Source organism: Bordetella bronchialis, assembly GCF_001676705.1.
In the GTDB taxonomy this organism is placed as follows: domain Bacteria; phylum Pseudomonadota; class Gammaproteobacteria; order Burkholderiales; family Burkholderiaceae_B; genus Bordetella_C; species Bordetella_C bronchialis.
Genome location: NZ_CP016170.1, coordinates 461,426 through 475,594, shown reverse-complemented (window position 1 = coordinate 475,594; position 14,169 = coordinate 461,426). Strand labels below are relative to the sequence as shown.

At 65.3% G+C, this 14,169-nt stretch carries 11 protein-coding genes; 4 read left to right on the top strand and 7 right to left on the bottom strand.

The annotated features are described in order from the left end of the window. Nucleotides 1-2,399 precede the first annotated feature (2,399 nt). Both BAU06_RS26970 and BAU06_RS02075 read right to left on the bottom strand, forming a co-directional pair. Nucleotides 2,400-3,011, bottom strand: a complete 612-nt coding sequence (locus tag BAU06_RS26970) for a hypothetical protein (protein ID WP_231933974.1) — start codon at nt 3,009-3,011, stop codon at nt 2,400-2,402. Nucleotides 3,012-3,285: 274 nt separating this feature from the next. Beyond that, the gene (locus tag BAU06_RS02075; RefSeq protein ID WP_066343778.1) at nt 3,286-4,050 is read right to left on the bottom strand and encodes a LuxR C-terminal-related transcriptional regulator; all 765 of its coding nucleotides are present in this window, start codon (nt 4,048-4,050) and stop codon (nt 3,286-3,288) included. A 432-nt stretch (nt 4,051-4,482) separates the two neighbouring features. Here BAU06_RS02075 and BAU06_RS02070 point away from each other — a divergent pair, with 432 nt between their 5' ends. Genes BAU06_RS02070 through BAU06_RS02060 form a run of 3 tightly spaced genes read left to right on the top strand, consistent with a single transcriptional unit; the run spans nt 4,483 to nt 7,273 of the window. After that, on the top strand, nt 4,483-5,442 hold the full coding sequence (locus BAU06_RS02070; RefSeq protein WP_066343771.1) for an MBL fold metallo-hydrolase: 960 nt from the start codon (nt 4,483-4,485) through the stop codon (nt 5,440-5,442). Nucleotides 5,443-5,447: 5 nt separating this feature from the next. Further along, nucleotides 5,448-7,085, top strand: coding sequence for an FAD-dependent oxidoreductase (locus BAU06_RS02065; protein ID WP_231933973.1), 1,638 nt, complete (start codon nt 5,448-5,450; stop codon nt 7,083-7,085). After that, entirely contained in the window at nt 7,082-7,273 is a 192-nt protein-coding gene (locus tag BAU06_RS02060) for a DUF2783 domain-containing protein (RefSeq protein ID WP_066343768.1), read from the top strand. Before BAU06_RS02065 ends, BAU06_RS02060 begins: the two co-directional genes overlap by 4 nt. Nucleotides 7,274-7,325: 52 nt before the next feature. Here BAU06_RS02060 and BAU06_RS02055 read toward each other — a convergent pair whose 3' ends face one another. Next, on the bottom strand, nt 7,326-8,705 hold the full coding sequence (locus BAU06_RS02055; RefSeq protein ID WP_066343766.1) for an NAD-dependent succinate-semialdehyde dehydrogenase: 1,380 nt from the start codon (nt 8,703-8,705) through the stop codon (nt 7,326-7,328). Between the two features lie 243 nt (nt 8,706-8,948). Here BAU06_RS02055 and BAU06_RS02050 point away from each other — a divergent pair, with 243 nt between their 5' ends. After that, the gene (locus BAU06_RS02050) at nt 8,949-9,905 is read left to right on the top strand and encodes an AraC family transcriptional regulator (protein WP_231933972.1); all 957 of its coding nucleotides are present in this window, start codon (nt 8,949-8,951) and stop codon (nt 9,903-9,905) included. Between the two features lie 15 nt (nt 9,906-9,920). Here BAU06_RS02050 and BAU06_RS02045 read toward each other — a convergent pair whose 3' ends face one another. The 4 genes from BAU06_RS02045 to BAU06_RS02030 form a co-directional block, all read right to left on the bottom strand. Beyond that, entirely contained in the window at nt 9,921-10,910 is a 990-nt protein-coding gene (locus tag BAU06_RS02045; protein WP_066357698.1) for a Bug family tripartite tricarboxylate transporter substrate binding protein, read from the bottom strand. A gap of 89 nt (nt 10,911-10,999) precedes the next feature. Then, nucleotides 11,000-11,863, bottom strand: coding sequence for an enoyl-CoA hydratase-related protein (locus tag BAU06_RS02040; RefSeq protein WP_066357693.1), 864 nt, complete (start codon nt 11,861-11,863; stop codon nt 11,000-11,002). Between the two features lie 5 nt (nt 11,864-11,868). Continuing rightward, entirely contained in the window at nt 11,869-13,077 is a 1,209-nt protein-coding gene (locus BAU06_RS02035) for a CaiB/BaiF CoA transferase family protein (protein ID WP_156770127.1), read from the bottom strand. A 92-nt stretch (nt 13,078-13,169) separates the two neighbouring features. Continuing rightward, nucleotides 13,170-14,102 (bottom strand): LysR substrate-binding domain-containing protein, encoded by a 933-nt coding sequence (locus BAU06_RS02030; RefSeq protein ID WP_066343764.1) that lies wholly within the window; start codon nt 14,100-14,102, stop codon nt 13,170-13,172. Between the last annotated feature and the right edge of the window lie 67 nt (nt 14,103-14,169).

Sequence of the window (14,169 nt, the reverse complement as noted above, 5' to 3'; positions counted from 1 at the left end):
AATAGTCGCCGAGTTGTCCCCAAGCGGAAAAGCCTTGGTTGAACCCAAGCCGATGCCGAAATAACAGGAGCGCCAGGACGAGCAGCGGCACTGCAACCGCAATGATTAGTGTGAGCAAGCCTGGGCCGCTATCAATAGCTGGAACTGCAGACTTACCTCGAAACCAGGAGCGCATTGTTTTCACCCGACTATTGGCGTGGAGGATTTTTACCAAGTTTTACGGGAAATTTCCATAACGGGTCACAAAGAAGGCTGTTGATCGTCACGTGCTGGCTTTGATACGCTAGTACAGGGAATCCGTGCGGGGATGCATGACCACGGCTTGGTAGTGAGCAAGCAGCCGTTGGGCGCCTACGACCCCTCGATGTTGACCAGTACGCGCCTCCGCGCAAGATCGAGAAGGCGTCCGGAGAATCTCGACAATCCTTTCTCGGGAGGGTGAGCGATATTCCGGCCGCAAAACCGTCCTTTCGCCTACGGGCACGCCAAAAGGTCTATGGGGCCGCTGAGAATAAGGGAACATCGTGTGTTAGAGCAGGCCGCCAAGGAAAGCGGGGAAGTGTTCACGAACAAGCGCGAGCATACCGGCCCGTCGGCAGCCCGATCAAACAAAGAATAGTATTGGTAGATGTAACATTAGTCGCCGCCGTTGCCACGCTCGAGGGCCATTGAAGTCTCGCCGGAGCTGCTGCACGCCATGACCAGGCAAGTGCGAGCGCGATCATTTATTTTCACCCGGTACTTTTTCAAGCGCCCAGAAGTGATCGGTTCAGGGTCGCCTGGCACCACAAGCTGATTGCCAAAAATGTCTAGGCCGTCAGAGATTGGCCGGAGCAAGAAACTGGGCATCAACGTTCCCCCGGTCCGTCGAAGGCCGAGTGGCTTGCCATCCACCTGATGGCCCCGGGCCTGGCGCTACATTCTCAATGCCTCTACGGTTGCTGGTCACAGTCTCGTGGCTAGATAAATATCAGTAAGCTGCTCATCGTAGTGAAAGCTGCTGGCTACCGCTCCTGCCAGCTAAGCGATTGTCGCTGCCGGCTACAGCTTTTGCTAGGAAGCTCGCCACCATTTCCGTACGGTACAGGTTCACAGATCAGGATTAGCGAATTTTTTACACTAAGCCAACGTTTTTTTTTCAACGCGTTTATCTCACTCTAACTAGCGCCTGTTTTCGCACCGCTTCGCAAGGAACACGATTCCGCGCTCCGACTCAAAATCCGCCATGCGAGGCGTGCCAGTTTAATTCCGTACCACCACCGACAAGCTCTAAATTTTCCCGCCCGTTAGAGAGTGACGGAGGATCAATGAACTAAATGAGCGGTCAGCGCGACACGTGCACAATCGCCCGCCGCATCCTGCGGCTCGCCGGTCAGGGCGTCGAGGTGGAAAACGACGACGCTGTTCTCTCCACACGACGGTGGCGTTACCCGAGCCGTCCGGTACCGGATGCGCGCGGTTGACGACGTAGGCGTATCGGCCGGTGAGATCGATCGCGATGGCGCCGCCGAGTTGAGGGCGCCTTACGTTCCCGGGGGTTATCCACCAAGCCGACCTCCAACCTTGGTCGCGCCTCGATAAGGCCCTCGCGATAACCGAATACCGCCAGACGATTCTGGCGCTCCAGCACCGCGTACAACATATGCCCTTGGGATGGAATACGCGGTTACGCGGGCCGAAACGGAAGCCGGCATTCGGCGCAGCCGCCTGTACACATGCAAGCGTCTCGCCTTCGTCCCGCAGTACCCGCAACGAACCTGGATTCTCCTCGTTAGTTGTGGCTGCGTCATCGCTACGGCAGGTCAGGAGCAAGTCCTCGCTGCCGGGCGGTCCCTGCGCTACCCTTCCCGAACTCGGGATCGCGAACTGTGTGATGAACTCCCACAGTGCAACCCAAAGCTGGCAACCCTATAGTGGCGTAGCGCCCGTCTGGTGCAGAACCTGTGGCCGTTGCACCGTCTTCACCAGCCCATCCCGTTCCAGGCATTCCAGGAGCGCTTCCCGCGCCGGCTTTGGAGCCAGGCCACGCCGGAACAGATAGAACGTTTGCGCGACCGCCTGTGGTGGCGACGCCGCCAGCCCATCGAGAAAGGCATCCGGCCTCGTCAAAACAATGCCCAGGTCCGCGAACGCGGGTTTCTTGAAATAGTATTGTGCGTGACCAGCGCGACAGGCGACGGGGCCCGAGTACGCGTTGCAAGCGACTCAGGTAATGCGCGCAGGCCGCTACGTGCGCATCCTTGGCCGACCGGACAGCCGCCGCGACGGCCTTGAACTGGGCCTGTTCATCTTCCACCGCCACCAGCGCATGCGGCACGGCATCGCACATACGAGCCTCATGCGCCTAGGCCGCATCGAGCGACTTCTTACGCCCAGTGTCCGCCAACTCCCGGCTGACTTCATCGGGGATGAGCGGCGACCAGTGCGGCCTGATAAGGCCCTGGTAGTCGAGGTAGACCGAGAACTCCCGCGTACTGGCTTAAAACAGCGTATCGGCGTCTGCAACGACGGGAATGCTCACGACGAGAAAATTTCATCGTCCAGCTCATTGGCAAGGCGCTTGAGCGCCTTGGCTTGGCGCGCCCGCTCGGCTTCTTGCCAGCGGAGAGCGCTTCGCGGCACGCGGCGCTGTTTACCCACCATCTGATGCAGTTCACCGCGCCGGTGTCGATCGGCTTGGCCATGTAGGGCCGGCTGACACCCACAAGCTGAGCAGCCTGTTCGGTGGTTAGCAGCGGAGCATCCTGGCGCGCAGTTGCCTTGCATTCGGTAGTCCGCATCTGCACAACGGCGTGGCCCAGCATTTCGGCCAGATCGTGCTTGATCGCTGCATCGGCTTCCTTGCTGAGTTTGACGTGACGCGGGACAACGAACACGACAGCTTCCACATCGATCGACAGTTCAAACAGGGACATGACTTTGGCAGGCTCCGCGCGCATCCTCGCCGGCCGGACTGGGGTACGAGCAACGCGGCGCTTGCTGGAAGAAGTGGAACTCTGCTTGGTCGTCATGCTTCGCTGCATAGCAGAAACTCGGAATATGCGGACCACTCGAAACGGCGACAGAGGCGATTAGGCAGTTGCCCGCATTGCCAACCCTGCACGTCCACATTGCACCCGGCGGCTCGCGGACAAGGGCATCCCAGTGACTTGGAGCGGTAGCGTCTGACTCCGTAGTCATACATTCGGTCCACCTCGGCACCGCGAAACGAGCTGACATGCCGGGAAAATGACGCAGGACGGCACTGGCGCGTGTCCGCGTGGTTACCCTGTTTCTACGACTTCATCAAAACAACAGCGCCCCCAGGAAATCGCTGGCTTGCGAGAACTCCATGCGCTGATACGCACGCTGGCGATAGGTAAGAACCGTAGCCGGCCGTATGGAAAGCTCCTCCGCGATTTGTCCCGCGCTATGCCCGAGCAAGGTCAAGGCGACGACTTGCCGCTCCCGCACCGTCAGCACCGGAAAAGAACGCGCCAACCTTGCCTCCAGCAACGCGCGCGGATCACGCTGCCCGGAGTCGCCTTGCCGCTGCGTCAAGCCGATGTGGTGCTTGAGCACCGTCATCGCCAGCCCACCCAATGACGCCAAGGACCTGTCCGGCTCGGCGCGGCTACGCTTGCCGCGGTAAAAGCTCAAGACCAAGCCGAGCCCCTCTCCCCGCCAACCCACGCATATCTTGTCGACAAACCCCGGGCTTGCGAAACAGATATCCCGGTAGCTGCCCACCGGAATCTGGTCGGCGCGGACATGCCGGACGAAGCCACGCCCACGGCCCGGATGCCACCTGGCCTGCATAATCGGGTCCAGAACATGGAAGCGCTCCACATACCCGACCGTGCGCTCATCCACATCGCGACGCTCCCCGCATGACAACACCGTGCGGGGCACGCCCGCCGGGGTGATCTGGTAAGCGTATACCTCTTCAACCGCATCCAGTTTCTGGGCCGCTTGCAGCAGCGCCCCGGCGAAGGCGGACGTGCCGGCGGCCTCGACCAGCCGTTGGCCCATATCCGGATCGATGGGCTCGTTCAGCGTGAATGCGGACATGGCGCACCTCCTCGCTATCCGGGGCATATCGCGCCCGGCGTCTCCAGATTCTATTGAGCGCCCCGATTCCGGCGGCGCTACTTCATCGATCTACGCGACAGGCGCTCCTGCGGCAGGGCTCTTACGGCCCGCGTTCCTGCGGCAGACGCTCCTGCGGCAGGCGCCCGCTTGACGTTGGCGCCGCCCGAGTGGGCTTTCCCTCATTCGGCGTGCCCGCGGCCGGCCGTCGCACGGTCGGCCCTCCCACGGTCGGCCTTGTCACGGCCGTCTTTCCCGCCGCCGGCGTGCCATGACCCCGTTCAAGCAGCCGCCCCTACATAAAAGGATGACAACCCTGTCCATAGATCCATGGACAGACAACCCGAACGCCGCTGTCTAGACTTTGCGCTATCTGTACCACAGCCACCCGAGTACGGTAAATGGAGACTCGCCATGTCCAAGCCCTTCGCGTCCTCCGCCGATATGGCGGAGAAGAAAGAGTCCTTCGAGGTCCTGGCTGACGGTGTCTATGCACTGACGGCCGAAGGCGATCCCAATGTCGGCGCGATCGAGGGCGAGGACTTCATCGTCGCCCTGGAGGCCCGCGCCACGCCGGTTGCCGCGCGCGACTGGCTCAAGCAGTTGCGCCGGCACACCGATAAGCCGGTCCGCTACCTGGTCCTGACCCATTACCACGCGGTGCGTGTGCTGGGCGCGGCGGCTTTCCAGGCCGAGCACATCGTGACCAGCACCGCCACCCGGCAGCTGATCGAAGAGCGTGGCCAGCAGGACTGGGACAGCGAATTCGGCCGCATGCCGCGCCTGTTCAAGGAACCCGAAAGCATACCGGGCTTGACCTGGCCCACCATCACTTTCGACGACCGCTATGTGATCGAGCTGGGCGGCGACCGGGGCACCGTGGAGCTCAAGTTCAACGGGCGCGGCCACACCGCGGGCGACATCGTGGCCTGGCACGAGAAATCCCGCACCCTGTTCGCCGGCGACCTGGTAGAAGCCGAGGCCGCGCTATACACCGGCGACGCCTTTCACTTCGATTGGGCCGGCAAGACGCTGGACGCGCTGAAGACCTATCGCGCCGAGTATCTGATCGGCGGCCGCGGCGCGGTCGCCCGCGGCGTGGCAGCGGTCGACCAGGCGATCGAGCAGACGCGCGGTTTCCTGCGCGGACTGATCGACCAGGTCGGCGCCGTGCATCAACGCGGCGGCACCGTGAAGGAGGCCTTCGAGGCGGCGCATGCCGCGCTGGCACCAAAGTTCGGCCGCTGGCCGATCTTCGAGCATTGCCTGCCCTTCGATGTACAACGGGTCTGGGACGAGTACGACGGCATCGATTGGCCACGGATCTGGACCGACGCCAGGGACCGCGAAGTCTGGGCGCAGCTGCAAGGGTAAGCGCGGTGACTGCCGCATCGGCCGCGCCGGCGCCCTGCCCGGCTGTGGCGGGCCCGGGACCGAAAATCCCCGTCTGGCGCCATATCGGCACCGCGCCGGCGCCCGCGCCCGGCGCGGTGCAGGAGGTGCCGCTGCTTATCGTGGGCGCCGGCCCGGTGGGGCTGGCCGCCGCTCTGGACCTGGGCCGCCGCGGGCACCGCGTGCTGGTGGTCAGCCGCCTGGATTTCATCCCCGGCGGCTCCAAGGCCATTTGTTATTCCAAGCGCTCGCTGGATATCTTCCAACGCCTGGGCGTGGGACAGCAACTGCTGGCGAAGGGCGTGACCTGGAATATCGGCAAGGTGTTCTGGGGCGCGCGCAAGGAACCGATCTATCAATTCGACATGTTGCCGGTGAAGGACCAGCAGTATCCGGCCTTCATCAACCTGCAGCAGTACTACGTGGAGGACACGCTGCTACGCGCGCTCGACCGGCTGCCCAATGTCGAAGTGCGCCTGGGACACACGGTGCAGGCCGTGGAGGCGCGGGCAAACCATGTCGAGACCGGGATCGCGGTGGGCGATCGGCGCTACCGCGTGCGCAGCCAGTGGCTGCTCGCCTGCGATGGCGGGCGCTCGAGCGTGCGCACGCTGCTGGGACTGGACTTCGAGGGCCGCGTGTTCGAGGACAATTTCCTGATCGCGGATATCCGGTTCGAACAGGCGCGCCCGGCCGAGCGCTGGTTCTGGTTCGATCCGCCGTTCAATCCGGGGCGCTCGGCCTTGATGCACAAGCAGCCGGACAATGTGTGGCGGCTCGATTTCCAGCTGGGCTGGGGCATCGACCGCGCCGCCGCGGCGCGCCCGGAAAACGTCGAGCCCTATATACGCGCCATGCTGGGGCCGGACGTCAAATTCACCCGGGAGTGGTACAGCGTCTACACCTTCCAGTGCCGGCGCATGCGGCGCTTCGTCCATGGGCGGGTACTGTTCGCGGGCGACAGCGCGCACGTGGTGTCCCCCTTCGGCGCGCGGGGCTTCAACGGCGGCCTGGCGGACGCGGACAACCTGGGATGGAAGCTGGACCTGGTGTTGCAAGGCCGCGCCCCGGAGACGCTGCTGGAGAGCTACAACCAGGAAGCCATCGCCGCCGCGGACGAAAACATTCTTGCCTCCAGCCGTTCGACGGATTTCCTGACGCCCAAGAATACCGCCAGCCGGGCCTTCCGCGATGCGGTGCTGGAACTGGCGGAGACGGAGCCATTCGCGCGCCCTTTCGTGAATTCCGGACGTCTTTCCACGGCGATCAGCTATCCGGACAGTCCGCTGAATACGCCGGACGATGTTTCCTGGCGTGGCGGCGTCGCGCCGGGCTCGCCTGCGCTGGATGCGCCGATCGGCGACGACTGGCTGCTGCGGCGGCTGGGCGGGCGGTTCGTGCTGCTTGCCGACCGCTGGGCCGGCGCCCTGCCCGATGGTGTCGAATTGCTGGACATCGCCACATTCGGCCACGACGTATCGCTGCTGCGCTCGCGCTACGGGATGGACGCCGGCACGGGCTACCTTATCCGGCCGGACCAGTATGTGGCCGCTCGCTGGCCATCGCCCGTCCCCGTGCAGCGTATCGCCGCGGCGCTTGCCCGCGCGCAAGGAGTACCGCAATGAGCGCGCTGAACACCCGTCCCAATCTGGCGGACCCTGACACCATCTATCAGCGGCTGATCCAGCTGCACGAGAACCTGGACGAAGCGCAAAGCCTGAAGGTGAACGCCCGCCTGATCCTGGCGCTGATCAACCACATCGGCGATCGCGATGTGGTGCTGGAGGCCATAGACCTGGCGGGACGTACGTAGGCGACAGCTCCCCGGGGAAGATGGCCGGGCGGGCCCATGCCCTTCGCGGGCATCACGCGTCCAGGCCCGCCATCAGCACGTACTTGACCTCCACATACTCTTCGATGCCGTAGTGGCTGCCCTCGCGGCCGTAGCCCGAATGCTTCACGCCGCCGAAAGGCACGGACGCGGTGCCGACGGAGCCGGAGTTCAGGATGACCATGCCGGCCTCGATGTCGCGCGACAGGCGGAAGGACCGCGCGTGGTCGCGGGTGTACGCGTAGGCGACCAGTCCATATTCCGAGCGGTTGGCGCGCGCGACGACCTCTTCTTCGGTCTTGAACCGGTAGAACGGAAACACCGGCCCGAAGATCTCCGTCCGGGCGATGCGCATATCGTCGGTCAGCCCGGTAAGAATGGTGGGCTCGTAGAACAGCCCGCCCTTGGCGTGCGGCTTGCCGCCCAGCACGACCTGGGCGCCATGCTCGCGGGCGTCTTCCACCAGACCCGCGACCTTGTCCAGGCCTGCCTGGTTGATCAGCGGTCCCACAACGAATTCTTCCTGCAGGCCTTGGTCGACACGGATCCCGGCGACCTTCTCTGCCACGGCGGCGACCAGGCGGTCGTGGATGCCGTCCTGTACGTAGATGCGGTTGGGCGATATGCAGACCTGGCCCGAATTGCGCAGCTTGGCGGCGACCAGCCCAGCGGCCGCCTGCTCGATGCCGGCATCGTCGAAGACGATGAAAGGCGCGTTGCCGCCCAGCTCCAGCGTCATCTTCTTCAAGTCATGCCCCGATGCGGCGGCGAGCATCTTGCCGACCGCCGTGGAGCCCGTGAACGAGATCTTGCGGATGCGCGGGTCGCCCGTGAACAGCTCGCCGATCCGCGCGGGGTTGCCGGTGACCATCTCGAAGACGCCTTCGGGGATGCCGGCCTTGCGCGCGTATTCCAGCATCTTGTACGCCGTGAGCGGCGTCAATTCGGCCGGCTTGATGATCATGGTGCAACCCGCCGCCAGCGCGGTGGCGATCTTGCGCGCGATCATCATGAAGGGAAAGTTCCAGGGCGTGATGGCCGCGGTGGGGCCGGCCGGTTCCTTGAACACCAGGACCTGGGCATTGGCCGCGTGCGATGGGATGGTGTCGCCATACACGCGCTTGGCTTCCTCGGCATACCACTCGATGAAGCCCAGGCCGTAGTCGATCTCGCCCATCGCTTCGGAGATGCACTTGCCGTTCTCCTTGACGATGATCTCGGCGAACAGGCGCTTATCGTCCCGCATCAGTTCGAACCAGCGGCGCAGCAGGTCGCCGCGAGTCTTGGCGAGTGTGCGCGACCATGCGGGAAAGGCCTGGCAGGTCCGGTCGATGGCGGCCTGGACCTCGGCGGAAGTCATCTCGGGCGCTACGCCCACCACTGAGCCGTCGGCGGGATTGAATACTTTGATCATGGTTTTCCGTCCTTGTGGAATCGTGGGACACCGCGTCGCGCGCCCCCCGTCTTGCCGGCGCCCATGGCGGCGGCGCGATGCGGGGGCGCGATATGGAGTGCGGCACGACTCAAAAGATAGGCTTTACAACAGGACCGGGCGATAGCACCGGGCCTGCGATCCTTGCCTAAAAATATTGGCCTTGATATTGGGCCCGGTTGGGTGGCAAGCTGGCGGCATATCGCAAACCGGGACCCGCATCCGATGTCCGACCGCGCAGACGAAGCCAGCCTGATCCACATGCGCCGGCAGATGGCCGCACTGCTGGAACCGCTCGCCCCCGACGAGGGCTACAACCTGACGGTCCTGCCGGACGTGCGCTTCCTGCGCTCGAACCGCCCGCTGAAATCGGTACCCGTGCTCTACGACCCGGGCATCGTCATCGTGTGCCAGGGCCGCAAGCGCGGCTTCTTCGGCGGCGAAACCTATGTCTATGACGCCCGCCAGTGCCTGGTGGTGTCCGTGCCCGTTCCTTTCACCATGGAAACGGATGCCACGGAAAAGGAGCCGCTGCTGGCGATTTATATGCACCTGGACTTCAAGCTGGCCGCGGACCTGATGCTGGAGATCGACGAACTGGGCGGCTTCGTGGCCGGCGAACCCCGGGGCATGATGTCCAGCCCCATGGACGCGCGGCTCGGCACGGCTGTGTTGCGCTTCCTGGAGGCGATGAGCCAGCCGATGGAAGCCAGGATTCTGGGCCCCTCGCTGGTGCGCGAGATCTATTTCCGCATCCTGACGGGCGACCAGGGGCCGTCCATGCGGGCGGCCCTGGCGATGCAGGGGCAGTTCGGCAAGGTGGTCCGGGCACTGCGCCGCATCCATGCGTCGTACAGCCAGGCGCTGACGGTGGAACAACTGGCGCGGGAAGCCGGTATGAGCGTGGCGGCGTTCCATGTCCATTTCAAGGCGGTGACGAATACCTCCCCCATGCAGTACCTGAAGTCCACCCGCCTGCACCAGGCGCGGCTGCTGATGGTGCGCAACGCGATGACCGCGGCGGCGGCCAGCGCGCAAGTCGGGTACGAGAGTCCCTCGCAATTCAGCCGGGAGTTCAAGCGCGTCTTCGGCCGCAGCCCGGTCGAGGAAGTCAACAGGATGAAGGCCGACTTCGCGGTGCCGCCGGCCTTCGCGGCGTCCGCCTATGTGTCGTCGCACTGAGCGGCCGCGGCGGCCTTACTCCGGTTCTATCCCCGCCGCCTTGACGACCCTGCCCCACTTCCCCAGTTCGCTTGCCTGGAACCGGCCCAGCTCCTCGGGCGTGGACGTCCAGGGCTCGGTCGCGGAGTTGGCGAAGAAGCCGCGGGCGTGTTGGCTTTGGGTGGCGTTGACCAGCAGCTCCCGCAGGCGCTGTACGATCGCGGGTGGCGTACCGGCAGGCAGATAGGCGGCGAACCAATAGCCCATGTCGTAGCCCTTGATGCCGGCCTCATCCAGCGTGGGCACATTGGGGAGCTGCGGCAGCCGCCGGTTGGTGGAGGCGCCCAGCGCGCGCAGCCTGCCCGACTGGATATGCGGCATGCCGGTGACGGTGTCGATCACCATCATGTCGATATGTCCGCCCAGCAGATCGTTCAGCGCAGCGGGGTTGCTGTTGTAGCCCACCCATACGATGTCGGTGTGGCTCAGCTGCTTGAACATCTCTCCGGCCATGCGGCTGGACGAATTGCCGCTGCCGAAGCTGAGCTTGCCCGGTGCCTTCCTGGCCTGGGTGACCAGGTCGTCCACCGTGCGGTAAGGCGTGTCCGCCCGCACCGCCAGCACCTGGCCGCCACGTCCCAGCAGTGTCACCGGCGCGAAATCCTTGGCTGGGTCGTAAGGCAGCCGCTTGAACAGGAAAGGATTCGCGGCTTGCGTGGTGTTGGTGGTGATCAATACCGAGTAGCCGTCCGGCGCCGCGCGGGCCACATGCTGGGCCGCGAGCATGCCGCTGGCGCCGGCCCGGTTCTCCACGACCACGGGCTGGCCGGTCTGTTCGGTGATCGACGCCGACAGCGCCCGCGCCAGTTGATCCGTGGCGCTGCCGGCCCCGAACGGCACCACGAAGGTCACCGGTTTGGCGGGATAGGTCGCGGCACGTGACGGCGCCCCGGGAAGCGTGGCCGACAATAAGGCGATGCAGGCAAGTACAAGGCGCGGCAGGATCCTCTCGCAAGGCGATTTCATCTTCGTTGTCTCCAGGTCGTTGTTATCGGGCGGCGCGGCGCGGCCGCGCACGGGCGAGCCGCCGGGCCATTTGCCCGCCGGCATACCCCTCACTCGGAATTCGCGGGCCTATCCGCTGCGATGCGTCGCCCCTGCTTGCGCTCGGCCTCGGCATCCAGGAAGCGCGCCACCACGGCCTTGTGCTCTTCGCCGCACAGCAGGATGGCCTGCAGCGCGGCGGCCTGCTCCAGCGCCATGGGCAGCGGGCTGTCCGCTGCATCCAATACCAGGCGCTTGGCCATGCGCAGCGCCTGCGGGGGATTCGCGGCGATCCTGCCCGCCATTTCCAGCACGGTGTCGTCCAATCGACCGGGCTCCACCACGCGCGTCACCAGCCCCAGCTCCAATGCCGCCGCCGCGTCGACGAACTCGCTGGTCAGTGTCAATTCCAGGGCCTTGCCGCGGCCGACGATACGGGCCAGGAACCAGGCGCCGCCTATCCCCGACACCAGGCCCAGGCGCAGGAAGCTTTCCGCGATGGTCGCGCGGGTGCTGGCGATGCGCAGATCGCACATCAGCGCCAGGTCGCATCCCGCGCCGACCGCGGCGCCGTCGATGGCGGCAATGGAGGGAATCCGCAGCGTGTGGAAGGCGCGCGTGACGCGATGCAGGCTGGATTTCAACCGCGCCTGTACGTCGGCGACCGAACCCTGCATCAGGTCCGAGCCGCGCTGCATGTCCTTGACGTTGCCGCCCGTGCAGAAGTGCCGGCCGGAGGAACGGATCACCAGGCAATGTATATCCGCGCGCGTATCGGCCTGCTCCACCGCCTGGGCGATCGCTTCCGCCATGGCCATCGACATCGCGTTGCCCGTGGCGGGATCGTCCAGGGTCAGGACCAGCACACCGTCCACGATGCGCTGCCGGACCAGGGCGTCCGCGGAACGCGGCGCGTCGGCGGGGGTGTCTGGCATATGCATCACCGTGTCTCCGTCGTTGACTTCAAGGTGCCGTTGAAGGCCTCGATATCGCCCGGGCCGTAGCCGATCTCGCGCAGGATCTCGGCGGCGTGCTCGCCGATGGCCGGCGCTGCCCGGTCGCGCGATGGCCCGTCGGGGGCGTGCGCCGGACCCGGCACGAAGCCGGGCAGGCGCACCGCGCCCGCGACAGGATGCCGGACCACCGTGTCGAGGCCGCTGGCGGCGTACTCCGCGGAGCCGGCGACCTGGGCATAGCCGGCGACCGGCGCGCAAAGGATGTCGGCCTCCGTCAGCAGGCGCTGCCATTGCGCGGTATCGCGGGCCATGAAGCGCGGCGCCAGTTCCTGCCGCAGGGCATGCCGGTTGGCGACGCGGCCTTCGTTGCTGGCGAAGCGCGCGTCGTGCAACAGGCCCGGCGCGTCCAGCAGCATGCATAGCTTGCGCCAGCGCTCGGGCTGATAGGCGGCGATCATGATCCAGCCGTCGCGGGTGGGATAGGCCTCGTTGGGCGCGGCGTAGGGGGCGGCGCTGCCGGTCTTGCGGGGCTCCTTGCCGGCGGCGAAGTACGAGGCATAGCCGGTCTGCTGCAGCATGATCGCCGCGTTGTACAGGCTGATGTCCAGCCATTCGCCCTGCCCGCTTTGCCGCGCCGCGAGGTACGCGGCAAGGATGGAAATGGTGGCGACATAGCCCCCCGCCATGTCGGCGACGGGCGTGGCGACCTTGGCCGGATCGTCACCGTCCACCCCCAGGGTGCTCATCAAGCCGCTGGCGGCCTGCATGATGCCGTCCACGCCCGGCCGGGACCGGAAGGGACCGGCCTGGCCATAGGCCGAGATCGAGCAATACACCAGCGCCCGGTTATCCGCCGACACGGTTTCATAATCCAATCCCAACTGGCGCATGACGCCGGGCCGGAAGTTCTCCACCACGATGTCCGCGCCCCGTACCAGTCGCAGCGCCGCCTGGCGGCCGGCGGGCGATTTCAGGTCCATCGCGATGCCGCGCTTGTTGCGGTTCACGCTCAGGTAGATGGCGCTTTCGCCGTTGATCCAGGGCGGGCCCAGGCGCCTGCCCATCTCGCCTTGCGGAGGCTCCACCTTGATAACGTCGGCGCCCAGGTCCGCCAGCATCATGGTGGCGACCGGCCCGGCCAGCACATGCGAAAAATCCACCACGCGCACGCCACACAGGCTATCCCTGAACATCTCCTGCCTCCTGGTTCCTCCGGCCTCATGGGCGCTGGAGGTTCTTCGATGGAGTGCAGGATAGAGATGGCATGCAGGCGAGACAAACGACTTTAAGGGCCGGACCTTTTGACTTTTTGTAAAGCCTCCGGCGTGTCGCCCCGCGTGGCGGGGATGGTGGCGAGCCAGTCCCGGAAAGCGCGCAAGGCACCGGACTGCGCCCTGCCCGCGGGCCAGGCGAAGTAATAGGTGTAGTCCCCGCGGTCCAAGGGATGGCCCAGCGGCGCGACCAGCGAGCCTTCCGCCAGTTCCTTCTCGACCAGCGCTTTTTGCGCGATGGCGATGCCGTGTCCTTCCAGGGCTGCCTGGTAGGCCAATAAGGAGGTTTCGTACTTCATTCCGCGCGAGGGATCGACCGAGCGCCGGCCGGCCGCGCGCAGCCACAGGAGCCAATCGTCGGGACGGGCCAGGGAGTGCAGGAGCGTCTGCTTGTCCAGGCGCGACTTTTCGTTCAGGCGCAGTGTTGGCGCGGCCACGGGCACCAGCACATTGGGCACCAGCCGCAAGGTATGGACGCCGGGCCATGTGCCGTCGCCCAGTTCGATACCCGCATCGATGTCTTCGCGCTGGAAATCCAGCGGCCGCGACGATGTCGTCACCTGCACGTCGACCTGGGGATTGAGCTTGTGAAAGCCCGCCAGGCGGGGAATGAGCCAGCGCACCGCGAAGGTGGCGGGCGAACGTATGCGCAAGGTGCTGCCGCCGTCCCGCTTGCGGGCGATCGCGGCCGTGGCATCGCGCAGCCCCGCGAACAGCGGAATAAGCTCGGACAGGTAGCGGGCGCCCGTGGGCGTCAAGGACAGGGTGCCTCGCGCGCGGTTGAAAAGGGGCGTGCCCAGATAGGCTTCCAGCAGGCGCACTTGCCGGCTGATCGCCGCGGGCGTGACGCTGAGCTCATCCGCCGCGCGCGAAATACTGAGCAGCCGGCCGGCCGCCTCGAACGCGCGGGCGGGATTCAAGGGCGGTAGCAGGTCACGACGGGCCATGATGGAATCGGGTATGGAGCAAGCGGGTGGATTTGCCGGGTTGATCCCCGGAAAACTTCCGTAAGCT

Coding starts and splice junctions, on each gene's coding strand:
- BAU06_RS26970 (WP_231933974.1), bottom strand. CDS start 3,011: ATGACGACCAAGCAGAGTTCCACTTCTTCCAGCAAGCGCCGCGTTGCT.
- BAU06_RS02075 (WP_066343778.1), bottom strand. CDS start 4,050: ATGTCCGCATTCACGCTGAACGAGCCCATCGATCCGGATATGGGCCAA.
- BAU06_RS02070 (WP_066343771.1), top strand. CDS start 4,483: ATGTCCAAGCCCTTCGCGTCCTCCGCCGATATGGCGGAGAAGAAAGAG.
- BAU06_RS02060 (WP_066343768.1), top strand. CDS start 7,082: ATGAGCGCGCTGAACACCCGTCCCAATCTGGCGGACCCTGACACCATC.
- BAU06_RS02055 (WP_066343766.1), bottom strand. CDS start 8,705: ATGATCAAAGTATTCAATCCCGCCGACGGCTCAGTGGTGGGCGTAGCG.
- BAU06_RS02050 (WP_231933972.1), top strand. CDS start 8,949: ATGTCCGACCGCGCAGACGAAGCCAGCCTGATCCACATGCGCCGGCAG.
- BAU06_RS02045 (WP_066357698.1), bottom strand. CDS start 10,910: ATGAAATCGCCTTGCGAGAGGATCCTGCCGCGCCTTGTACTTGCCTGC.
- BAU06_RS02040 (WP_066357693.1), bottom strand. CDS start 11,863: ATGCCAGACACCCCCGCCGACGCGCCGCGTTCCGCGGACGCCCTGGTC.
- BAU06_RS02035 (WP_156770127.1), bottom strand. CDS start 13,077: ATGTTCAGGGATAGCCTGTGTGGCGTGCGCGTGGTGGATTTTTCGCAT.
- BAU06_RS02030 (WP_066343764.1), bottom strand. CDS start 14,102: ATGGCCCGTCGTGACCTGCTACCGCCCTTGAATCCCGCCCGCGCGTTC.